Here is a 22243-nt window from a genome sequence, read left to right on the forward strand (position 1 = left end):
CGCGGCATCGCCGCCGTCAACAGCCGATTCACGGGCACAGTGAAATTCGCCACACCAGGGTGTTGGTCACCGGTACCTGCGTCGCCGCCCCGCACCTTGCGGCTCGCGTGTCGGCCGCCGATTGCACGCTGGCGTCGGCGGCACCGGCGCGTAGGTTTAGCAGCATGAACGCGCCGCGCGCTTGGCCCGCTGAGCCGACAGCGACGCCGCGGGTGAAACTGACCAACGCCGACAAGGTGCTCTATCCCGCGACGGGAACCACCAAAGCCGACGTCTTCGACTACTACACGCGGATCGCCGACGTGATGATCCCGCACATCGCCGGGCGTCCGGTCACCCGGAAGCGCTGGCCCAACGGCGTCGATCAGGAATCGTTCTTCGAGAAGCAGCTGGCCTCCTCGGCACCGGACTGGCTGCCGCGCGCCAGCGTGACCCACCGATCCGGCACGACGACCTATCCGATCATCGACAGCGCCACCGGCCTGGCCTGGATCGCCCAGCAGGCGGCGCTGGAGGTGCACGTGCCGCAGTGGCGGTTCGTCGCGGAGTGGACCCGAAGCCGGGCCGAAGAACTCAAACCCGGCCCGGCGACTCGACTGGTGTTCGACCTTGACCCGGGCGAAGGCGTGACGATGGCCCAGCTCGCCGAGGTGGCGCGCGCCGTCCGCGACCTGATCGATGGGATCGGGCTGCAGACGTTTCCGCTCACCAGCGGCAGCAAGGGACTGCACCTGTACACGCCGCTGACGGAGCCGGTGAGCAGCAAAGGCGCCACCGTGCTGGCCAAACGCGTTGCGCAGCAACTGGAAAAGACTATGCCGAAGCTGGTCACGTCGACCATGACCAAGAGCCTGCGGGCGGGAAAGATCTTTGTGGACTGGAGCCAGAACAACGGCTCCAAGACGACCATCGCGCCCTATTCGCTGCGCGGGCGCGACCACCCCACCGTCGCCGCGCCGCGCACCTGGGACGAACTCGACGACCCGGCGCTGCGTCACCTGCGCTACGACGAAGTGCTGACCCGGGTCGCCCGCGACGGTGACCTGCTCGCCGAGCTGGACGCCTCCGACAACCAGACACCGGTGCCGGACCGCCTGACCAAATACCGCAGCATGCGCGACGCCTCCAAAACGCCCGAGCCGGTTCCGGCCGCGAAACCTGCTGCGGGACGAGGCAATACCTTCGTCATCCAAGAGCACCACGCCCGGCGGCTGCACTACGACTTCCGGCTGGAGCGCGACGGGGTGCTGGTGTCCTGGGCGGTGCCGAAGAACCTGCCCGACACCCCCGCGGTGAATCACCTGGCCGTACACACCGAGGATCACCCGCTGGAATACGGCGGGTTCGAGGGCGTCATCCCCAAAGGCGAATACGGGGCGGGCAGGGTGGTCATCTGGGACTCCGGAACCTATGACGCCGAGAAGTTCCAGGACGACGAGGTGATCGTCAACCTGCACGGCCGCAAGATCTCCGGGCGCTACGCGCTGATCCAGACCGAGGGCGACCAATGGCTGGCGCACCGGATGAAGGACCAGAACGTCTTCGACTTCGACACGATCGCCCCGATGCTCGCCACCCACGGTTCGGTGTCGGCGCTCAAGGCGAGCCAGTGGGCGTTCGAGGGCAAATGGGACGGCTACCGGCTACTGGTCGAGGCCGACCACGGCACCCTGCGGGTGCGGTCCCGGCGCGGTCGCGAAGTCACCGGTGAGTACCGCGAATTACGCTCGCTGGCAAAGGCTCTCGAGGAGCACCACGCGGTGCTCGACGGCGAGGCCGTGGTGCTGGACAAGCGCGGCGTGCCCAACTTCCACGAGATGCAAAACCGCGGCAAGAGCGCGCGGGTCGAATTCTGGGCGTTCGACCTGCTCTACCTCGACGGCCGCTCGCTGCTGCGGGCCCGCTACCGCGATCGGCGAAAACTGTTGGAAATGCTGGCCTCCGGCGGTGATCTGACCGTTCCCGAGCTGCTGCCCGGCGACGGCGACCAAGCGCTGCGGCAGTCCGCCGAGCGCGGTTGGGAGGGCGTGATCGCCAAGCGGCGCGACTCCACCTATCAGCCGGGCCGGCGCTCGTCCTCCTGGATCAAGGACAAGCATTGGAACACCCAGGAAGTCGTGATCGGCGGCTGGAAGGCCGGGGAAGGCGGACGCAGCAGCGGCATCGGTTCCCTGCTGATGGGCATTCCGGGCCCGGGCGGCCTGCACTTCGCCGGCCGTGTCGGCACCGGGTTCACCGAACGCGACCTGGCCAACTTGAAGAAGACGCTGGCCCCGCTGCGCACCGACCAATCGCCCTTCGATGCGCCGCTTCCCCGCAGCGAGGCCAAGGGCGTCACGTTCGTCGAGCCGGTGCTGGTGGGCGAGGTGCGCTACAGCGAGTGGACACCGGATGACCGGCTGCGCCAATCGAGTTGGCGCGGGCTGCGGCCGGACAAGGAGGCAAGCGAGGTGGTACGCGAGTGAAATGGGTTACCTACCAAGGCGATGACGGCGAACGCGTCGGAGTGCTGCGCGACGACACCATCTACGCGATGGGTTCGGGAGTCACGCTGCTGGACCTGATTGCGCGCGGCGCCGAGGGATTGCGGCACGCGGGGGAGGAGGCGCAGCGTTCGCCGGCGGCGACGGTGCCGGCGGCCCGGGCGCGGTTGCTGGCGCCGATCCCGCGCCCGCCGTCGATCAGGGACTCGCTGTGCTTCCTCGACCACATGCGCAACTGCCAGGCCGCGCTGGGCGCCGGGCGGGTCCTCGCCGACACCTGGTATCGCGTACCGGCGTTCTACTTCGCCTGTCCGGCAACGGTTTTGGGCCCGTACGACGATGCGCCCACCGCACCCGGAAGTGCATGGCAGGACTTCGAATTGGAGATCGCCGCGGTGATCGGGACCGGCGGGAAGGATCTCTCCGTCGAGCAGGCCGAACAGGCCATCATCGGCTACACCATCTTCAACGACTGGTCCGCGCGCGATCTGCAGCAGCTGGACAGTCAACTCGGTATCGGGCAGGCCAAGGGTAAGGACAGCGGCGTCACGCTAGGGCCTTACCTGGTGACACCCGACGAGCTCGAACCCTACCGCCGGAACGGCAAACTGGACCTGCGGGTCACCGCCTCGGTCAACGACACCGTCATCGGTTCCGGGTCGACCGCCCAAATGGACTGGACCTTCGGCGAAGTCATCTCCTATGCGTCGCGCGGCGTCACCCTGGTACCCGGTGACGTCATCGGGTCCGGGACGGTGCCCACCTGCACACTGGTCGAGCACCTGGATCCCGCGGCGCTGGAATCGTTTCCGGGCTGGCTGCACGACGGCGACGTCGTCACGCTGCGGGTCGAAGGGCTGGGCGAGACCCGGCAAACTGTGCGCGCCAGCGGCGCGCCGCACCCGCTGGCCGCCCGGCCCAACCCGGACGCCCCGCCGGCCGCACCGCGGGTCAACCGGGCCGCGGCGCGGGTGCCCTACACCCGCGGGCTGCACCAGGTCGGCGACCGGGTGTGGGCATGGACGCTGCCCGACGGGGGCTACGGCTGGAGCAATGCCGGCCTGATCGCCGGCGACGGCGCCTCGCTGCTGGTGGACACCCTGTTCGACCTGGCGTTGACCCGCGAAATGCTCACGGCCATGCGGCCGATCACCGCGTCGGCGCCGATCACCGACGCGGTGATCACGCACTCCAACGGCGACCACACGCACGGCAACCAGCTGCTCGACCCTGCGGTGCGCATCATCGCCGCGCACGGCACCGCCGAGGAGATCGCGCACGGGATGGCGCCGGAGATGCTGGCCATGGCCCAAACCGCCAACCTGGGACCGGTGGCCACCCGCTACACGCGAGAACGCTTCGGGCACTTCGACTTCAGCAACATCACGCTGCGCAACGCCGACGAGACGTTCGACCGCAGCCTGGCCGTGGAGGTCGGTGGCCGGCGGGTCGACGTGCTGAATCTGGGGCCCGCGCACACCGCCGCCGACTCGGTGGTGCACGTCCCCGACGCGGGGGTGCTGTTCGGCGGTGACCTGTTGTTCATCGGCTGCACCCCCATCGTGTGGGCCGGCCCGATCGCCAACTGGGTCGCGGCCTGCGACGCGATGATCGCGCTGGACGCGCCGACCGTGGTGCCAGGCCACGGGCCGGTCACGGATCCGGACGGAATCCGCGCGGTGCGTGGGTATCTCGTGCACATCGCCGAACAGGCCGAGGCCGCCTACCGCAAGGGCCTGTCGTGGCCCGAGGCCGCGGACACCATCGACCTCGGCGAGTACGCGACCTGGCTGGACGCCGAGCGCGTCGTCGTCAACGTCTACCAGCGATACCGCGAACTCGACCCGCACACCCCGCAACTGGAAGTGATGGCCCTGCTGGTGATGCAGGCCGAATGGCTGGCCAAACGGTCCTGACCGGGTGCTCGCTGCGGTCAGGACTTGATCGCCCGCACGAAGCTGAGCGTGGCGGCCGGCCCCTGCTCGGCCTCGGTGAGTTCCGGCAGGCCCGCCGCGGCGAACAGGTCGGCCAGCCCGAACGTGGTCGTTGCCCAGCCGTCGGCGCCCAGGTGCGCGGCGACGTCGGTGTGCTTGCCCGGGTAGGTCAGGGCGGCGATGTCCATGTCCAGCCCACGCCGGCGCCAGCCCTCGGTCGTGCGCCGCGCCTGCTCCGTCGACGCCTGCGAGGCGTCGTTGAGCGACCCGTAGTCCGCGGCGAAGCGGCTGCCCTCGGCCGACAGGGGGGTGATCGAGTCGAGCAGCCGAACCTCGGCCTCCGGCGGCAGAAACCCGATGAGCACCCCCTCGGCCAGCCACGCGGTGGGCTGCGCGGCATCGAAGCCGGCGTCCTGCAGCGCCGCCGGCCAATCCTGGCGCAGGTCGATGCCGATGGTGCGCAGCTCGGCCGTCGGGGCCGCACCGATCCGCGACAGCGTCGCGGTCTTGAACGCGATCACCTCGGGCTGGTCGATCTCATACACCGTCGTCCCCGCCGGCCAGGAAAGCCGGTACGGCCGGGCGTCCAGCCCCGACGCCACGATGACCACCTGGCGTAGGCCTGCCTTGCCGGCCGCGGCGAAGTAGTCGTCGTAGAACCGGCCGCGGGCCGCGAATGTGTCGACCATGCGGGCGAATCCGACGTCGCGCTCGAGATCGTCGGGATCGAGCTCGCCGCTCGCCAACTTGGTGAACACGTCCAATCCGACGGCGCGGACCAACGGCTCGGCGTACTCGTCGGTGAGGACCGGCCGCGGACGCCGGGTCGCGGCCGCGCGCGCGGCGGCGACCATGGTCGCGGTGGCGCCGACGCTGCTGGCCAGGTTCCAGGTATCACCCTCGCTGCGTGTCATGCGTTTCTCCTATGTCAAGCCGCTGCCGTTTGGCAAGGCTGAGTTCGGTGTTGATGGTCGGTGTGGAGGTGGCCGAAGATGATGCGGGCCAGGCGGCGTTTGAGGCAGCGCAGGGCTTCGGGATTGGAGTCACCGGCTGCTAGCCGGTGACGGTAATAGGTCTGTCCGAGGCCCTCGAGGCGGATCTGGGTGATCGCGATGCGGTGCAGGGCGGCGTTGAGTTGTCGGTTGCCCGAGCGGGTCATTCGGACCCGGCCGGCGGTGTTGCCCGACCACACTGGGACAGGCGCTACGCCGGCATGCCGGGCGAAGGCGGCCTCGCTTTTGAATCGGGTCACTCCGGCGGTTTCCCCGACGAGCTTGGCTGCGGTCAGCTCGGCGCACCCGGGCATCGCCAACAACGCAGGGGCAACCGTGCGCACTCGCGAACCGATCCGCTTGGCCAGTGCGTTGATCGCTTCAGTTAGCCGGGTGATGTCGGCGAGCTCATCGCGGGCCAGCTCGGCGACCAGACCGGGAACGGTCGCCAACCAGGCGCCCAACAGGTGACGGTGTTTGCCACGATCCAATGAGGCCGGACCGGGGGCACGTTCGGGATCAAGTTCGTGAACTCGCCAACGCAGCCGATTGATCATCGCAGTCCGTTGTGCCACAAGCACTTCCCGCCGATCCACCAGCAGCTTAAGTTCGCGAGACACTTTGTCATGGGAAGCTACCGGCAGGTCGGGTTCTCGAAGGAATCCCCGCGCAACCGCTAGCGCATCGATCGGATCAGACTTGCCCCGCGTGCGCGCACTGGCCCGGGCCTGGGCCATCAACTTCGGTGGTACCCGCACCACCTGCTGGCCGGCCGTGAGCAGATCACGTTCCAACCGCGCCGACAGATGCCGGCAGTCCTCAATCGCCCACACCACCTGGGCTCCAAAGCGCTCCCGCGCCCACATCACCGCCTCGGCGTGGCCACTCGTCAGCGCTTTGACGGTCTTCTCGCCAAGCTTGCGCCCCACCTCGTCGACAGCAACAAAGGTATGGGTGTGCTTGTGGACATCGGCTCCAACAACAACCATGGTGGTTGCCTCCTTCACTGTGAGGTGACGGTTGGGCCGGTCGGCGGACAAACCTCAGTGGGGGCGGTACCACGCTCCTGACTTGTTGAATGACAGCCGGATGCCGCGAGGCTCTTGATCCTCGTAGCGTCCGAGGGTGCCGGATGGCACTGGCTCGCACTGCTCCTTGCCGCCCGATGGGCTGGCTCATTGATAGCGTGCCACCGCCGTCCGGCACCCTCGCGGTGTGGTTCGACAGAGGCATGCAAGTAGACCGACTTGAAGTCAGGATGCCCACCGCGCACGCCCCATCCCAACGAGCGCGAGGACGGCCTATGATCCTGATCGGCATCGATCCGCATAAATCCACTCACACTGCAGTGGCAATCGACAGTTCCGGCAACAAGATTGCCCACCGTCGATTCCCGGTCAATGCCGGCACTTTCGGCCAACTGATGGCCTGGTCCCAACGCTGGCCCGAGCGTCGATTCGCCGTAGAGGGCGCTCGCGGTTTGGGCCGCGGTATCGCTCAGCAGCTCGCTGCTGACGGTGAGCATGTCGTCGACGTACCCTCCACGCTCTCCGCACGGGCGCGGATGCTGGCCACCGGTGGGGGCCGAAAGACCGACGCCGCAGACGCACTTCATGTCGCGCACGTCGCGTTGTTCCGGCCAGATCTGCGCCAGGTGCGCTCCGAAGACCAGGCCACGATCCTGCGGTTGTTGACCGAACGCCGCGACGACCTCGTCAATGAGCGCACCCGGCTGCTCAATCGGCTCCACGTCCTGCTGCGCGATCTGGTTCCCGGAGGCGCCCCGATCGACCTCTCCGCCGAAAAGGCCGCCCAACTTCTTCGACGGGTCCGGCCAGTCACCGCCACTGACTGTTGCCGGCGAGACCTCGCCCGAGACCTCCTTGCCGACCTGCGCCGCCTCGATCGCGCCATCAAAGACAACGAACATCAGATGCGAGATGCCGTCGACGCCAGCAGAACCACGCTTACCAACCTGCCCGGGGTGGGCATCGTCCTCGCTGCGAAAATCCTCGGCCATGTCGGCAACATCGACCGGTTTCCTACCGAGCATCACTTCGCCAGCTACACCGGCAGCGCACCGTTGGAAGCCTCCAGCGGCAACAACACCCGGCATCGACTGAACACTGGCGGTAACCGATCCCTCAACTGCGTGCTCCACATCATCGCGACGTGCCAAATCCGAGACATCGGACCCGGGCAGGACTACTACCGGCGCAAGGTCTCCGAAGGAAAGACGCCCGCTGAAGCTCGCCGAGCCCTCAAGCGCAGGCTCTCGAACGTCATCTACCGCACAATGAGACGCGACCAACGGAACCTCCTTCCCGAGGCCGCTTGACACACAGAGGCGCTATCAAGTCACGCCGGCCGGTCCTTCACACCCGGTGCCGACAAAACGCATGAACGCCAACCCGAAGGCGGCAGGCAGGCTATGAGCCAGACACCAGGTGATCAGGATCCAACCACCGCAACCTCCTGCGGCACCTCACCCTGACACTGAGTGCATGCTATGCCGGGTCGTTGAACTGCCGCGGTGTCGCTTACGGTTCACCTATGCCCGCAGTGGAATTCGCGACCCTCGACGACGACATCGCCTGCATCACCCTGAACCGGCCGGAACGCCTCAACGCCATCGACGGCTCGCTGATCGACGGTGTCCACGAGGCCCTGGACGTGCTGGACACCGGTGACCACCGGGTGGCGGTCCTCACCGGCGCGGGCCGGGGATTCTGCGCCGGCGCCGATCTGAGCGGCACCGGCCGGCCGTGGACGCGGAACAAGCCGACCACCCCGGCGTTCAAGGTCAACTACGACGCCCAGGTCCGGCTGGCCAGCCTGTACACCCGGATCTACGAGCTCGATATCCCGGTGATCGCCGCGGTCAACGGCGTCGCCGTCGGCGGCGGGCTGGCGTTCGCGTTGGTCAGCGATATCCGGGTGGCCTCGGAGCAGGCCCGGTTCGGTTCGGTGTTCATCAAGGCCGGCTTCTCGTCGATGGACATGGGCACCAGCTATCTGCTGCCCAAAATCGTCGGCGCCGGCGTGGCCCGCGAGCTGATGCTCACCGGCCGCATCATCGACGCGGCCGAGGCCTATCGCATCAGGCTGGTGCACGAGGTCGTCGCGCCCGATCAGCTGATGCCCGCCGCGCTGCGGTTGGCCCGCTCGATCGCCGAGAACAACGCTTATGGCGTGTGGCAGACCAAGATCGGCCTCAACGCGGCGCTCGACGCGCCCAGCCTGCGCCACGCGATCGAGCTGGAGAACCGCACCCAGATCCTGTCCGGTTTCACCAACAACCCGGCCGAGGCCGCCCTGGCGCACCGGGAGAAGCGAGCGCCGAGGTGGGACCCCCTGTAAAGCGCTGTGACGCTTGGGGTTTGGCGACGTCCGGTCAGACCTTCGCGATCACGTTCTCGGCGAACATCTCCAGATTGCGGATCTTGGTGTCCAGCGGCTCGGTGTCTTTGCCCTTGATGTAGGGAATGCGGAAGCCCACGATCACGTCGGTGACGCCCTTGTCCTCGAGCCGTTTGATGCCGTCCGGGGTGTAGGCGTCGGCGGAGATGACGTGGATCTCGAACGGCCCGGTCTTGCCGGCTTCCTCGCGGAACCGCTTGAGCTTGGCAAGGAGGTGGTCGAGCTCCTCCGGGTCCCCGCCGCCGTGCATCCAGCCGTCCAGCCGTGCGGCACGCCGCAGCGCGGCGTCGGCGTGCCCGCCGACCAGGACCGGGATCGGCTTGGTGGGGGCCGGCGTCATCTTGGTCTTGGGAATGTCGTAGAACTCGCCGTGGAATTCGAAGTACTCACCGGTGGTGAGACCCTGGATGATCTCGATGCATTCGTCCATCCGCTTGCCGCGCCTGGCGAAGGGCACGCCCAGCAACTCGTAGTCCTCGGGCCACGGGCTGGTGCCGACGCCGAAACCCACTCGGTTGTCGGTCATGGCGGCCAGCGACCCAATCTGCTTGGCCACCAACGCCGGTGGCCGGATCGGCAGCTTCAGCACGAAGAAGTTGAACCGCAGCTTCGAGGTCACCGCGCCCAATGCCGATGTGAGAACGAAGGTTTCGATGAATTCCTTGCCGTCCAAGAACTCCCGGCTGCCGTCCGGGGTGTAGGGGTACTTCGAGTCGGATTCGAAGGGGTAGGCGATGCTGTCGGCGATCGTCATGGCGTGGTACCCGGCCGCCTCGGCGGCCTTGGCCAGCGGGATGTAGTACCTAAAGTCCGTCATCGCCTCTGCGTAGGTAAACCGCACGTCATCTGCCTTCCTGAAGGGGTCGTCACACGACATTAGAACGTGTTCTAGTTTCAGCACAACCGGCAGATCGGCGCGCCGGCTTCCCGGGAGGCCGCCGGCTAGAGCTGGTTCTCGGGGCCGATGATCGCCCACACCGTCTTGCCGGACGCCGTGGGCGTGCTGCCCCATGCGCGCGACAAGGCGTCGACGATCGCCAGCCCGGACACGTCGATGCCCTTCACCGGCGACGGCAGCCGCACGGCGGGCGTGTTGCTGGCGTCGGAGACGGCGATGGTGGCCGTGGTGCCCTGCGCCTCGACCCGCATCACCGGCACGCTCGCGGTGTGTTCCAGCACGTTCTCCACGAACACGTTGACGACCACCAGGGCGACCGGAATGAGCTTGGACTGCGACCACGTGGTGAGCCACTCGCGCACCAGGCGCCGTGACTCGCGCAGGCTGGTCAGATCGGCGGGCAGCTGGGCATCGGCGCGCCGCACGATGCGACGACTGTTGGGGCCCAGTGCCTTCAAGGCCGCCTTCTGGCTCGAGTACACCGGCATGAAGTGGGTGATGCCGCTGCGGGCGATCGCCTCGCGGGCAGCCTTCTTGGCGCACACCAACACGAGCGGAACATGCGGCGTGTTTCCCAGCTGCCAGTAGGTGGCCATGAAGGTCGACCAGGTGGATTCGGCGTTCACCTTCAGCGCGGAGACGTCGATGACCACGGCGGGCGTCTGGTCCAGCGTGGCCTTGATGATCCGGTCGCGAAGGAGGGTGGAGCTGGCGGGATCGAGCACGCCGTCGACGGTCAGCACGGTGGCCGCATCATCCGTCCGCGTCGAAACGGCCAATGAGCCGGCCGACTCAGCAACCCGGCTCATCCCGGCTCGGTCCGGACGTCCGGTGTCATTTCCCGCTCCTCGTGTTCTGCCGGGTCGACTGCTTGAGTATCCGCCTTCAGGAGCAAAAGTCTAGTTCGCGATCGGCTGGCCTCAAGGCGGCGCGGAACCGCAGGTTGCGATCGGCGTCCCCGCGGGCCCGCGCCGCCGGCCCGCAACGCAAGGATCATGCGCCCCCTCCCCGCCCGCGCGGCGTCGATGCGCACTTCCCCCGAACGCGCCGTGATCCGGTGTCCAGCACGAGCTTGCCTGGGGTTACCACGCGGGTCCGGCCGTCAAACTCCCCGCGAGTCCGCAAGGCGGGAGCGCGACCAGCGCAACGGCGACGGCCGCTCAGCGGTGGCCAGGGTAGGGCGGGGCGCCGACGCCGGCGACCGTGTGCGTGCCCCACGGTGTGCGTTCGACGATGCGGGCCGGCGCGCTGCGCTGGCCCACGGTCAGGGTGGCGGCGCGGGCCTGGCCGAGCAGGTCGCCGGGCAGCGGCTGCGACGGCGACCCGAATACCGTTCCCTGCCAGTGGTATCGGCCGTCGATGGGGTCCAGGTGGCCCGTCAGCCGCACCCGCACCGGATGCCGGTCACCGGCGATCTCGAGCGTGGCGGCGCCGTCGTAGGTGTCGTCGCCGGCGGGCGTGCTGGCCGAAAGGTCGAAGGCGGACGCCACCGGGGGCGGCTCGACCGGGCGTAGCTGGGCGCGTTCGTTGAACACCTGCTGGCTGCTGGCGCGCACCTCGATGCGGCGGCTGCCGGTGCGCTGCATGAGCTTCAGGCACTCGACGATGTAGCGCGCCTGCGGGCCGGGATCCGGTCCGCAGGCGAAGAAGTAGTTGGGAAAGCCGCGGACCGCGACGCCGCAGAACGGTTCCGTGCCGTCGGGCCAGGCCCGCCGGAGGGGCAGGCCGCCGGCGCCGGTGATCGTGTCGTCGGCGACGTGCGCGGGGATGACGAAGCCGGTGCCGTAGATGATGGCGTCGACGTGGTGGTGGGCGCCGTCGGCGGTCTGCACGCCCGAGCGGGTCACCGCCCGGATCGGCGACGGCACGATCACCGGCCCGGGCCGTCGCGGTGTCCGCAGCAGCCGGCGTCGGGCGCGGGTGGGCCAACGCGGTATCTCGGGCACCACCCGGCGGGGAGCATGAGCGAACACCAGGACCGACGCAGCGGTGTGCGCCAGCCGGCCGAGGTGGTGCGCGGCGGCGGCGTCGGTGCCGATCACCGCGATGCGTTTGCCGGACGGGTCGAAGCCGGGATCCCACGCCGCGGCGTGAAACGACGCGCCGCCGAACTCGTCGCGCCCGGCGATGTCGGGCAGCCAGGGCACCTGCGCCGGCCGGTATGCGGCGACGACGACATCGGCGCACCAGAGTTCGCCGCCGGTCGTGGTCAGCCGCCAGGCATCGGCGTCGTCGTCGAACCGGGACCGGCGGACTTCATGGTAGGGCCGATCCAGGGTGACCAGGTCGGTGAATCCGGCGGCGCGCAGGGCGGATCGGACGCACCGCCCGGCGGCTCCCGCGCCCACGACCGCGATGTGGCAGCGGCCCCCGGCGCCCTCGGGCGGCGCCGTCACAGAAACCTGCTGCGCTTCCAGCCGCGACGCGCGAGCGGGCCCATCAGGCCCACCTCGGTCAGGAACGCCGCCAGGGGAGCGAACCCCGCGATCTGGATCTCGCGGCGATGGGCGCTGGTGCGCGCGGTCTTTCGGGCCCGCTTGGGGTCCAGGCCGGCACGCGCATAGGGGACCGGGTTGCTGAACAGATAGTTGAAGAAGTAGCCGCCCAGCCCGTTGATGTTGGCCATGAACCAGCGGTTCAGCCGGGGCATCTCGGCGACCCGTTTGCGCGCCCCGTCGCGCGCGAACTGGATGTGGCGGGCCTCCTCGGTGACGTGAATCCGCATGAGCCGCTGGATGATCGGCTGCAGCTCGGGGTCGTCCATCATCTGCCGCTGCAGCGAGTCGAAGATCTCCTCACCGATCAGCGCGGCCACCCACAGCATCGATCCGCGTTGGAAGGCCAGCGGCAGCGCGTTGATGATGTAGCGGTGAAAACGCTTCGGCTGCACCGGTTTTGCTCCCACACGTTCGATGGCCTTGCCGAACATGACCATGTGGCGGGTCTCGTCACCCAGCTCGGTCAGCTTGTAGTGGGTGGACCGGCTGGTCGGGTCCTCGTGCAGGATGGTGCGCAGCAGCGACTGGTTGAGCATGTTCTCGAACCAGATGCCGGCCGACAGCGTGTTGACCAATTCCTGGCGGGACAGCTCGATTTGTTGTTCGCGGGTCATCTCGTCCCACATCGGCGTGCCGTACAGCGACACCAGTCGGGGCGGCAGGAAGAACTTGTCCGGGTCGAGCGGGGCGTCCCAGTCGATGTCGACGACGGGTTCGTAGGACTTCTTGACCGAGCCCTTCAGCAGCCGCTCGGAGAACTCTTCGCGACTCGGTCCGGTGGGCCTCGCGTCGCTTCGGATCGTCTCGGCGCGCGTCATGGTCGGGTCCTCCTGATCGCTTGGCATCGTCGCCTCGGGCGCTTCAGACGGTACCCATGGTACTGGGTACTTGCGGTCCCGACTAGGCCCTTGCGGTATCGATTCGGCAATGTGGGCGACAGAAGCAAGTCAGGAGGGTCGATTGGGGCGGCACATCCACGTCATCGGCATCGGCGCCGGCGACCCCGACTACCTGACCGTGCAGGCGATCGAGGCGCTCAACGACACCCAGGTGTTTTTCGCGATGGACAAGGGCGAGCAGAAGAGCGACCTGGTGGCGCTGCGACGCGAGATCTGCTCCCGGTTCATCCGTCAGCCCGGCTACCGCTTCGTCGAGCTGCCCGACCCGAAGCGGTCCGACCGCGCCGACTACCGCGACGCGGTAGCGGAATGGCATGCCGCACGCGCGCAGATCTGGGCCGACGCCATCGCCGCCGAACTCGGCCCGCACGGCGTCGGCGGCTTTCTGGCCTGGGGCGATCCGTCGCTCTACGACAGCACGTTGCGCATCCTGGACACCGTCGCCGGGCACGTCGAATTCACCTTCGACGTGATCCCCGGCATCACCGCCGTGCAAGCGCTGACCGCCCGGCATCGTATCCCGCTCAACGAGGTGGGCGAGCCCGTGCTCGTCACCACCGGTCGCCAGCTGCGCGCCCACGGCATATCCGGCTCGGCGGTGGTGATGCTCGACGCCGACTGCTCGTTCCAGCGGTGTGCGCCCGAGACCCGCATCTGGTGGGGTGCCTACCTGGGCACCGCCGACGAACTGCTGGTCGCCGGCACCGTCGGCGAGGTGGGGCCCCGCATCGCCGCGCTGCGCGCGCAGGCCCGCGCCCGGCACGGCTGGATCATGGACACCTATTTGCTGCGACCGGCACACTGAAACCGTGCCCGAACTGCCCGAGATCGAAGCGCTGGCCGACCACCTGCGGCGCCATGCCGTCGGGCTGCCGATCGGCCGGGTCGACGTCGCCGCCCTGTCCGTGCTCAAGACGTTCGACCCGCCGATCAGCGCGCTGCACGGGCAGACCGTGGTGGGCGCCGAGCGCTGGGGCAAATATCTGGGCCTGCGGACCGAGGGCCTTTTCCTGATCGCCCATCTGTCCCGGGCGGGGTGGTTGCGCTGGTCGGACCGGCTGACCGCGGCGCCGCTGCGGCCCGGCAAGGGCCCGATCGCACTGCGGGTGCATCTGGGCTCACCCGGCGCGGCCCCCGGCTTCGACCTGACCGAGGCCGGCACCCAGAAGCGGCTGGCGGTGTGGCTCGTCGACGACCCGGCGCGGGTGCCTGGGATCGCCGCCCTGGGCCCGGACGCCCTGGACCTGGACGTCGACGCGCTGGCCGACCTGCTGGCCGGCAACACCGGCCGGATCAAGACGGTGATCACCGACCAGAAGGTGATCGCCGGCATCGGCAACGCCTACAGCGACGAGATCCTGCACGTCGCGAAGATCTCCCCGTTCGCCACGGCCGGCAAGTTGTCTGACAAACAGCTGGCCACCCTGCATGACGCCATGGTCACGGTGCTCACCGACGCGGTGAGCCGGTCCGTCGGCCAGGGGGCGGCCATGCTCAAGGGCGAGAAGCGTTCCGGATTGCGGGTGCATGCCCGGACCGGGTTGCCGTGCCCGGTGTGTGGCGACACCGTGCGCGAAGTGTCGTTCGCGGACAAGTCTTTTCAGTATTGCCCGACGTGCCAGACCGGCGGCAAGATCCTGGCCGACCGGCGGATGTCGCGTTTGCTGAAGTAGCCGCCGGCCGCGGACTTGACACCTGTCGATATGCTGCCGGAGATGACTCGCCAGAAGATCCTCATCACCGGCGCCAGCTCGGGCCTGGGCGCCGGGATGGCGCGCGCGTTCGCCGCCAAGGGCCGCGACCTCGCGCTGTGCGCGCGCCGCGCCGACCGGCTCGACGAGCTCAAAGCCGAACTGTCGCAACGGTATCCGGGAATCACGGTCGCGGTCGCCGCGCTGGACGTCAACGACCACGAGCAGGTGCCCAAGGTCTTCGCCGAACTCAGCGACGAACTCGGCGGCATCGACCGCGTCATCGTCAACGCCGGCATCGGCAAGGGCGCCAAGCTCGGCTCCGGCAAACTGTGGGCCAACAAGGCGACCATCGAGACCAACCTGGTGTCCGCGCTGGTGCAGATCGAGACCGCGCTGGAGATGTTCCACAAGAACGGGTCGGGCCACCTGGTGCTGATCTCGTCGGTGCTCGGCAACAAGGGAGTGCCCGGCGTCAAGGCGGCGTACGCGGCGAGCAAGGCCGGCCTGAGCTCGCTGGGTGAATCGTTGCGCGCCGAATACGCCAAGGGGCCGATCAAGGTTTCGGTGCTCGAGCCCGGCTACATCGAGTCGGAGATGACGGCCAAATCCAACAGCACAATGTTGATGGTGGACAACGAAACCGGGGTCAAGGCGTTGGTCGCCGCCATGGAGCGGGAGCCCGGCCGCGCGGCGGTGCCGTGGTGGCCGTGGGCGCCGCTGGTGCAGTTGATGCGGGTGCTGCCGCCGCGGCTGACGAAGATGTTCGCCTGAGTCAGCTGGTGCGGCCGCGTTCGCTGCGGTAGCGGCGCACCAGGGCGTCGGTGGAGCTGTCCGACTGCGGCGCCGGCGAGTTGTCCGCGGTGATCACCGGAAGCAGCGCCTTTGCCTGGGTCTTACCCAGCTCCACCCCCCATTGGTCGAAAGAGTCGATGCCCCAGATCACGCCCTCGGTGAAGACCTGGTGCTCGTAGAGCGCGATCAACTGGCCCAGCACCGACGGCGTGAGCCGGTTGGCCAGGATCGAGGTCGACGGGCGGTTGCCGGGCATCACCTTGTGCGGCACGATGTCGGCCGGAGTGCCTTCGGCCGCAATCTCTTCGGCGGTCTTGCCGAACGCCAGCACCTGGGTCTGGGCGAAGAAGTTGCTCATCAACAGGTCGTGCATGCTGCCGCTGCCTTCGGCGGTGGGCAGGTCGTCGATCGGTTGACTGAAACCGATGAAGTCGGCCGGCACCAACCGGGTGCCCTGGTGCAGCAACTGATAGAAGGCGTGCTGACCGTTGGTTCCCGGTTCGCCCCAGAAGATTTCGCCGGTGTCGGTGGTGACCGGGCTGCCGTCCGCGCGGGTGGACTTGCCGTTGGATTCCATCGTCAGCTGCTGCAGATAGGCCGCGAACCGGGCCAGGTCGTTGGAATACGGCAGCACCGCACGCGACTGCGCGCCCATGAAGTTGGAGTACCACAAGCCGATAAGCCCAAGCAGCACAGGGGCATTGGATTCCAGCGGCGCGGTCTGGAAATGCCGGTCGACGATATGGAACCCGGACAGGAAATCCGCGAAGGCCTCCCGGCCGATGACGGCCATCACCGAAAGGCCGATCGCCGAGTCCACCGAGTAACGGCCGCCCACCCAGTCCCAGAACCCGAACATGTTGTCGGTGTTGATGCCGAAGTCGTCGACCAGGCGTTTGTTGGTGGAGACGGCGACGAAATGGTGCGCCACGGCGGCGTCGCCGAGGGCGTCGGTGATCCAGCGGCGGGCGGCCGTGGCGTTGGTGAGGGTTTCCAGCGTCGAGAACGTCTTGGACGCGACGATGAAAAGTGTTGTGGCGGGGTCCAAGTCGGCCAGGGTGGCGATCAGGTCGGCCGGGTCGACGTTGGACACGAAGCGCGCCGAGATTCCCGCGTCGGCGTAGTGGCGCAACGCCTGGTACACCATGACCGGGCCGAGGTCGGATCCGCCGATGCCGATGTTGACGACGGTGCTGATCCGCTTGCCGGTCGCTCCGGTCCATTCACCGCTGCGCAACCGGTCGGTGAACTCGCCCATGGCGTCGAGCACCTCGTGCACGTCCGCGACGACGTTGCGGCCGTCCACGATCAGTTCCGCGTCCCGGGGCAGTCGCAGCGCGGTGTGCAGCACCGCGCGATCCTCCGAGGTGTTGATGTGCACCCCGGCGAACATCTGGTCGCGGCGCTCTTCGAGTTTGGCCGTGCGGGCCAGATCGACCAAGAGCCGCAAGGTTTCTCGGGTGACGCGGTGCTTGCTGTAGTCGATGTAGAGGTCACCGACGGTCACTGTCAGCTCGCGGCCACGGTCGGGATCTTCCTCGAAGAACTGGCGAAGGTGGGTGTCGCCGATGCGGTCGTGATGTTTGCGCAGGGCGTCCCACGCCGGGGTGGCGGTGATGTCGGGCAGGGTGTGCACGGATGTCATGGGCGCCGCTCCTCCTCATCGCTTCGCGTCGCCGACGCGGCTCATGGTTCAGACCCTATGGGTTGCGACGGAACGGAGCCAGGTCGCGCGGCGTGCGCGGCGCCGCCGACGTCAGTGCCCGAGCCGGCCTCGACCCAGCCGCAGCAGCAGCATGGCCAGGTCTTTGCCGTCGGGACCCAGCTCGCTGTAGCGCTCGATGACTTTCATCTCCCGGCTGTGGACCAGTCGGGTGCCGCCCGATGCCATGCGCGCCCTGCCGATCGCCTGCGACACCTCGGTGCGCCGCTTCACCGCGGCCAGGATCTCCGCGTCCAACCGGTCGATCTCCCGGCGCAACTGGTCGATGTCGGTGGCCTCACGGGGATCCACCGTTTCCGTGTTCATCTCTGCTGACTCCGCGTCGTCGTCGTCATCTGGGGATTGGGGTCTCATGCAGTATCAGGCCTCAGGAGAAGACGAGCCCCGCGCGGGGCTCTGCGGAAGCAGTCAGACCACGGCCGCCGCGGACCGGTGTCCGTGGGCGGATCGACGGCGCCATTTTGGGCTGGACAACCGCCGGTAACACTGCACGGTGAGCACCAACTGAGTGTGCCACTAGATCCGGTACGTGCGCAAAAAACCGCAGTTGAGCTGCGTCTTTTTGACTCGGGTGTAATTGTGCCGGCGGGCCGGTCGGCGGGCCGCGTCAACCGTCGCGACACGCCGTCGCTCCCGGCGGCCCGGTTGGCCCGGCGGCGGGCGGCCGGGACACTAACCTGGTTGGACGACTGGGCGCTGTGCGTCGGTGGGCGGCGGTAAGTTTGGACTGACATGAGTGTGCACGTAACAGATGCCAAGCCGGTCTCCGAAGCCGAGCAATTGCTCGAGGGGCTCAATCCGCAACAGCGCCAGGCCGTGGTGCACGAGGGTTCGCCGCTGCTGATCGTCGCCGGGGCGGGTTCGGGGAAGACGGCGGTGCTGACCCGCCGCGTCGCCTACCTGATCGCGGCCCGGGGGGTCGGGGTGGGCCAGGTGCTGGCCATCACCTTCACCAACAAGGCCGCCGCGGAGATGCGGGAACGGGTGGTGCGGCTGGTGGGCAACCGGGCCCGCGCCATGTGGGTGTCCACCTTTCATTCGACCTGCGTGCGCATCCTGCGCAACCAGGCGTCGCTGATCGAGGGCCTCAATTCCAACTTCTCGATCTACGACGCCGACGACTCGCGGCGGCTGCTGCAGATGATCGGCCGCGACATGGGCCTGGACATCAAGCGCTACTCGCCGCGGCTGTTGGCCAACGCGATCTCCAACCTGAAGAACGAGCTGATCGACCCCGCCGCGGCGGTCGCCAACCTCACCGACGACTCCGACGAGTTGTCCCGCACCGTGGCAAGCGTCTACGGCGAATACCAGCGCCGGCTGCGGGCGGCCAACGCGCTGGACTTCGACGACCTGATCGGCGAGACGGTGGCGGTGCTGCGCGCCTTCCCGCAGATCGCCCAGCACTACCGGCGGCGGTTCCGGCACGTGCTCGTCGACGAGTACCAGGACACCAACCACGCGCAGTACGTGCTGGTGCGCGAATTGGTGGGCACCGACACCGAGGACGGCGTTCCCCCCGGCGAGCTGTGCGTGGTCGGCGACGCCGACCAGTCGATTTATGCCTTCCGCGGCGCCACCATCCGCAACATCGAGGACTTCGAACGCGACTACCCGGACGCGACAACCATTCTGCTGGAACAGAATTACCGCTCGACACAGAACATCCTGTCGGCGGCCAACTCGGTGATCGCGCGTAACTCCGGTCGCCGCGACAAGCGGCTGTGGACCGACGCCGGCGCCGGCGAGCTGATCGTCGGCTACGTCGCCGACAACGAGCACGACGAGGCCCGCTTCGTCGCCGAGGAGATCGACGCGCTCGCGCAGAAGGGCGAGATCACCTACAACGACGTCGCCGTCTTCTACCGCACCAACAACTCGTCGCGGTCCTTCGAGGAGGTGTTCATCCGCGCCGGGATCCCCTACAAAGTCGTTGGGGGGGTGCGCTTTTACGAGCGCAAGGAGATCCGCGACATCATTGCCTACCTGCGGGTGCTGGACAACCCCGGCGACGCGGTGAGCATGCGGCGCATCCTCAACACCCCGCGCCGGGGGATCGGTGATCGGGCCGAGGCCTGCGTGGCGGTGTACGCCGAGAACACCGGTGCCAGTTTCGCCGACGCGCTGGTGGCCGCGGCCGAAGGCAAAGTGCCGATGCTGAATTCGCGCGCGGAGAAGGCGATCGCGGGTTTCGTCGAGTTGCTGGACGACCTGCGCGGCCGGCTGGACGACGATCTCGGCGACCTGGTCGAGTCGGTGCTCGAACGCACCGGCTACCGCCGGGAGCTGGAATCGTCCACCGATCCCCAAGAGCTGGCGCGTCTGGACAACCTCAACGAACTCGTCAGCGTCGCACACGAATTCAGCACCGACCGGGCGAACGCCGCCGCGCTGGACGAGTCGCTGGACGCCGCGGACGACGAAGACGTGCCCGACACCGGTGTGCTGGCCGAGTTCTTGGAACGGGTCTCGCTGGTCTCCGACAGCGACGAGATCCCCGAGGACGGCGCCGGGATGGTCACGCTGATGACCCTGCACACCGCGAAGGGCCTGGAGTTCCCGGTGGTGTTCGTCACCGGTTGGGAGGACGGGATGTTCCCGCACATGCGGTCGCTGGACGATCCGGTCGAACTCTCCGAGGAGCGGCGGCTGGCCTACGTGGGCATCACCCGGGCCCGGCAGCGGCTCTACCTGAGCCGGGCCATCGTCCGCTCGTCGTGGGGCCAGCCCATGCTCAACCCGGAATCTCGCTTCCTGCGGGAGATTCCGCAGGAACTGATCGAGTGGCGGCGCACCGCGCCGGCGCCGTCGTTCAGCGCACCGGTCAGCGGCGCCGGCCGGTTCGGCACCCCGCGGGCGGCCCCGACCCGCGCCGCAATGAGCAAACGGCCGCTGCTGGTGCTGGCGCCGGGCGACCGGGTGACGCACGACAAGTACGGGCTGGGCCGAGTCGAGGAGGTGTCCGGCGCCGGCGAGTCGGCGATGTCACTGATCGACTTCGGCAGCTCCGGGCGGGTGAAGCTGATGCACAACCACGCCCCGATCAGCAAGCTCTAACCGCGCCGAGCGTGCATTCAGTGCGAGAAAATCGCCCGCGAAATCTTCGCCGTCAGTGCACGTTCGGCGACGCTCAGGCGTCCAGCCAGCGTTTGGTCTGGGGCAACAGCACCAGCACCACCGTGGCGATGGGCAATACCGGCAGCAGGTGCACCACCCAGGCCACCCGGGCGCCGGCGATGAACACGCCGATATAGGTGAGAAAAGCGACCAGCGCGCCGGCCAGCAGCAGGTAGCGGCTGACCGAGCGGCGCTGCAGCAGCCCGATCACCCCCGACACCGTGGTGGCGGCGAATACCAGGGCGAGGAACCCGACTGCGATGCAGAACAGCCGGTCCGACCGCCACCACCCGGCGATCAGGTCGGTGGCCACCACCGAGGTGGCCCAGCCGCTGACGATTGCGACCGCGCAGGCGGCGACGGCCGTCCGGTCGCTGGGCTCGAGTGCCGGCAGCCCGGAGTAGCCGGTTCGTCCCGCGCGGGGGCCGCCGCGATACGACGGCGGTTGCGGAGCGAAGTGAGTGGTCGGTGAATCCGGCGTGACGGGAATCGGCCCGGTCGGCGCGCGGCGGATGATCCGGGTCCGGGTGTCGGAGGGCGGTGACGGCTCCGCAGCGGGCTCGGAGGGACGCGGACCGGAAGGTGGATCGTTCGGCGCGGTCACCTCAACCAGCGTAGTTGCCGACCATAAGGCCACGCTTAGCCAGCCACGGCACCGGGTCGATGCGCTCGGTGCCGCCCTGCAGCACCTCGAAGTGCAGGTGCGGGCCGGTGGAGTTGCCCCGGTTGCCCATGGTGGCGATCTGGTCGCCGGCCATCACCCGCTCGCCGACGCTGACCAGCGCGGTGTTGATGTGGCCGTAGAGCGTGACGGTGCCGTCGGCGTGCCGCAGCTTGACCAGCATCCCGTACCCGCCCGCCGGCCCGGCCTCGATGACGACGCCGTCGGACACCGCGTAGATCGGGGTGCCGATCGAGTTGGCCAGGTCGATGCCGGCGTGCAGCACCCCCCAGCGGTAGCCGAAGTTGGAGGTGAAGATGCCCTTGGTCGGCATCACGTAGAGCGGTTGCTGCAGGCGTGCCTCGCGCTGCGCGCGGTCGTTGGCGAAGGCGACGCCCTTGGCCAGCTCCTGGTTGTGCAGGGCGGCGGTGGCCGCCGGCTCCGCCGCGATCACCTGGGGGCCGCGGACGGTGTTGCTGCCGCCCGCCCCGCCGGTGAGCGAGGACGCGTTGGCGGTCAGCACCGCGTCGGTCTTCGGGGTGTCGGCGTGGCTGGTGGCGGTGTGGGCGGCGGCCGCGGCGGCGCCCGCGGCCATCGCCGAGATCAGCAGCCGGCCGCGGGCCGCGCTGGTCGGTTGCTTGCGATGCTGCCCGCCGCGGCGGGCCACCCCCACCACGTCGGCGCCGCGGGGGCGCTCCGGCCGCCGCTCGGTGCGGGCCGCGACGGTGGTCCGGGGCAGCACCTCGGTGACCGGAGCGGCCAGCCACAGCGGCCGCAGGTCGTCGGTCTCGTTCAGATCGTCGAGCTCGGGCGCCAGCAAGACCTGCGCCTCATTGTCGAAGGGGGAGTCGGTGCTGAAGTCCAGGTCGCCGTGATCGCCGGCGTCGTCACAGAAATCAAGGTCGTCGAAGTCGAATCCGTCCAGCGGGAGAATCTCGGTGACTTCGGTTCGATGGGGTTCCGCCGACCGGGCGCCTGGCGCGCGACCTACCCTCACGACGCCTGTTGTTACGGCAGAAGAGCGGGCAAAACGGTGCTGGGACAACCTGAAATGTCCTCGTATCGTGACCATAACGTTATCTGGCCCCTAGGAAGGTATCTGCTGACGCGCGGGACTGGCAACCTCGTCGCA

The 22243-nt window shown here is 68.4% G+C and carries 18 protein-coding genes and 1 pseudogene; 9 read left to right on the forward strand and 10 right to left on the reverse strand.

Annotated elements, in window-relative coordinates; translation table 11 throughout:
* Positions 1-164 precede the first annotated feature (164 nt).
* Positions 165-2465 (forward strand): ATP-dependent DNA ligase, encoded by a 2301-nt coding sequence (locus H7I87_RS26645; RefSeq protein ID WP_011723912.1) that lies wholly within the window; start codon positions 165-167, stop codon positions 2463-2465.
* A complete protein-coding gene (locus H7I87_RS26650; protein ID WP_009975191.1) occupies positions 2462-4399 on the forward strand; it encodes a fumarylacetoacetate hydrolase family protein in 1938 nt (645 codons plus the stop codon). Before H7I87_RS26645 ends, H7I87_RS26650 begins: the two co-directional genes overlap by 4 nt.
* Positions 4400-4416: 17 nt before the next feature.
* Here the strand turns inward: H7I87_RS26650 and H7I87_RS26655 are convergent, their stop codons facing one another.
* Positions 4417-5331 (reverse strand): SAM-dependent methyltransferase, encoded by a 915-nt coding sequence (locus H7I87_RS26655; protein ID WP_011723913.1) that lies wholly within the window; start codon positions 5329-5331, stop codon positions 4417-4419.
* A gap of 14 nt (positions 5332-5345) precedes the next feature.
* Entirely contained in the window at positions 5346-6416 is a 1071-nt protein-coding gene (locus H7I87_RS26660) for an IS110 family RNA-guided transposase (RefSeq protein ID WP_023863965.1), read from the reverse strand.
* A gap of 296 nt (positions 6417-6712) precedes the next feature.
* Here H7I87_RS26660 and H7I87_RS26665 point away from each other — a divergent pair, with 296 nt between their 5' ends.
* Together H7I87_RS26665 and H7I87_RS26670 are read left to right on the forward strand one after the other, a co-directional pair.
* On the forward strand, positions 6713-7747 hold the full coding sequence (locus H7I87_RS26665) for an IS110 family RNA-guided transposase (protein WP_033724787.1): 1035 nt from the start codon (positions 6713-6715) through the stop codon (positions 7745-7747).
* A gap of 224 nt (positions 7748-7971) precedes the next feature.
* Positions 7972-8769, forward strand: coding sequence for an enoyl-CoA hydratase/isomerase family protein (locus H7I87_RS26670; protein WP_011723915.1), 798 nt, complete (start codon positions 7972-7974; stop codon positions 8767-8769).
* A 34-nt stretch (positions 8770-8803) separates the two neighbouring features.
* On the opposite strand, the gene H7I87_RS26675 is transcribed toward H7I87_RS26670, so the two are convergent.
* The 4 genes from H7I87_RS26675 to H7I87_RS26690 all read right to left on the reverse strand — a co-directional run bounded on the left by H7I87_RS26675 (position 8804) and on the right by H7I87_RS26690 (position 13070).
* Positions 8804-9670, reverse strand: a complete 867-nt coding sequence (locus H7I87_RS26675; protein ID WP_011723916.1) for an LLM class flavin-dependent oxidoreductase — start codon at positions 9668-9670, stop codon at positions 8804-8806.
* Between the two features lie 101 nt (positions 9671-9771).
* Positions 9772-10536 (reverse strand): STAS domain-containing protein, encoded by a 765-nt coding sequence (locus tag H7I87_RS26680; protein ID WP_023861842.1) that lies wholly within the window; start codon positions 10534-10536, stop codon positions 9772-9774.
* Positions 10537-10887: 351 nt separating this feature from the next.
* Positions 10888-11874 carry a DUF4873 domain-containing protein gene (locus H7I87_RS26685; RefSeq protein WP_224111101.1) on the reverse strand — a complete coding sequence of 329 codons (987 nt, stop codon included), beginning with the start codon at positions 11872-11874 and terminating at the stop codon, positions 10888-10890.
* Between the two features lie 245 nt (positions 11875-12119).
* Positions 12120-13070 (reverse strand): AurF N-oxygenase family protein, encoded by a 951-nt coding sequence (locus H7I87_RS26690; protein WP_011723918.1) that lies wholly within the window; start codon positions 13068-13070, stop codon positions 12120-12122.
* A 115-nt stretch (positions 13071-13185) separates the two neighbouring features.
* Here H7I87_RS26690 and cobF point away from each other — a divergent pair, with 115 nt between their 5' ends.
* The 4 genes and pseudogenes from cobF (at position 13186) to H7I87_RS26710 (ending at position 15589) form a co-directional block, all read left to right on the forward strand.
* Positions 13186-13929 (forward strand): precorrin-6A synthase (deacetylating), encoded by a 744-nt coding sequence (cobF, locus tag H7I87_RS26695; RefSeq protein ID WP_009975202.1) that lies wholly within the window; start codon positions 13186-13188, stop codon positions 13927-13929.
* 4 nt (positions 13930-13933) lie between these two features.
* Positions 13934-14176 (forward strand): annotated as a pseudogene (locus tag H7I87_RS26700) (DNA-formamidopyrimidine glycosylase family protein); the annotation flags it as partial.
* Between the two features lie 153 nt (positions 14177-14329).
* Entirely contained in the window at positions 14330-14797 is a 468-nt protein-coding gene (locus tag H7I87_RS26705; RefSeq protein WP_033722008.1) for a zinc finger domain-containing protein, read from the forward strand.
* 42 nt (positions 14798-14839) lie between these two features.
* Positions 14840-15589, forward strand: coding sequence for an SDR family oxidoreductase (locus tag H7I87_RS26710; RefSeq protein WP_033715738.1), 750 nt, complete (start codon positions 14840-14842; stop codon positions 15587-15589).
* A 1-nt stretch (position 15590) separates the two neighbouring features.
* Here H7I87_RS26710 and pgi read toward each other — a convergent pair whose 3' ends face one another.
* Together pgi and H7I87_RS26720 are read right to left on the reverse strand one after the other, a co-directional pair.
* Entirely contained in the window at positions 15591-17255 is a 1665-nt protein-coding gene (pgi, locus tag H7I87_RS26715) for a glucose-6-phosphate isomerase (protein ID WP_011723919.1), read from the reverse strand.
* Between the two features lie 111 nt (positions 17256-17366).
* Positions 17367-17687: a chorismate mutase gene (locus H7I87_RS26720; protein WP_010949011.1), complete on the reverse strand. Its 321-nt coding sequence runs from the start codon at positions 17685-17687 to the stop codon at positions 17367-17369.
* Between the two features lie 378 nt (positions 17688-18065).
* On the opposite strand from H7I87_RS26720, the gene pcrA reads away from it, so the two are divergent.
* The gene (gene pcrA, locus H7I87_RS26725; RefSeq protein WP_011723921.1) at positions 18066-20390 is read left to right on the forward strand and encodes a DNA helicase PcrA; all 2325 of its coding nucleotides are present in this window, start codon (positions 18066-18068) and stop codon (positions 20388-20390) included.
* Between the two features lie 73 nt (positions 20391-20463).
* Here the strand turns inward: pcrA and H7I87_RS26730 are convergent, their stop codons facing one another.
* The gene (locus H7I87_RS26730; RefSeq protein WP_003872834.1) at positions 20464-21054 is read right to left on the reverse strand and encodes a hypothetical protein; all 591 of its coding nucleotides are present in this window, start codon (positions 21052-21054) and stop codon (positions 20464-20466) included.
* Between the two features lies 1 nt (position 21055).
* On the reverse strand, positions 21056-22108 hold the full coding sequence (locus H7I87_RS26735; RefSeq protein ID WP_011723922.1) for a M23 family metallopeptidase: 1053 nt from the start codon (positions 22106-22108) through the stop codon (positions 21056-21058).
* Positions 22109-22243: the final 135 nt, after the last annotated feature.

Origin of the sequence: Mycobacterium timonense, from assembly GCF_025821985.1 — a bacterium.
Classification (GTDB): Bacteria; Actinomycetota; Actinomycetes; order Mycobacteriales; family Mycobacteriaceae; genus Mycobacterium; species Mycobacterium avium.

Bases quoted from the DNA above. Each gene is read 5' to 3' on its own strand.
- pcrA (WP_011723921.1), top strand. From the start codon at position 18,066: ATGAGTGTGCACGTAACAGATGCCAAGCCGGTCTCCGAAGCCGAGCAA.
- pgi (WP_011723919.1), bottom strand. From the start codon at position 17,255: ATGACATCCGTGCACACCCTGCCCGACATCACCGCCACCCCGGCGTGG.
- H7I87_RS26680 (WP_023861842.1), bottom strand. From the start codon at position 10,536: ATGAGCCGGGTTGCTGAGTCGGCCGGCTCATTGGCCGTTTCGACGCGG.
- H7I87_RS26645 (WP_011723912.1), top strand. From the start codon at position 165: ATGAACGCGCCGCGCGCTTGGCCCGCTGAGCCGACAGCGACGCCGCGG.
- H7I87_RS26720 (WP_010949011.1), bottom strand. From the start codon at position 17,687: ATGAGACCCCAATCCCCAGATGACGACGACGACGCGGAGTCAGCAGAG.
- H7I87_RS26710 (WP_033715738.1), top strand. From the start codon at position 14,840: ATGACTCGCCAGAAGATCCTCATCACCGGCGCCAGCTCGGGCCTGGGC.
- H7I87_RS26690 (WP_011723918.1), bottom strand. From the start codon at position 13,070: ATGCCAAGCGATCAGGAGGACCCGACCATGACGCGCGCCGAGACGATC.
- H7I87_RS26655 (WP_011723913.1), bottom strand. From the start codon at position 5,331: ATGACACGCAGCGAGGGTGATACCTGGAACCTGGCCAGCAGCGTCGGC.
- H7I87_RS26665 (WP_033724787.1), top strand. From the start codon at position 6,713: ATGATCCTGATCGGCATCGATCCGCATAAATCCACTCACACTGCAGTG.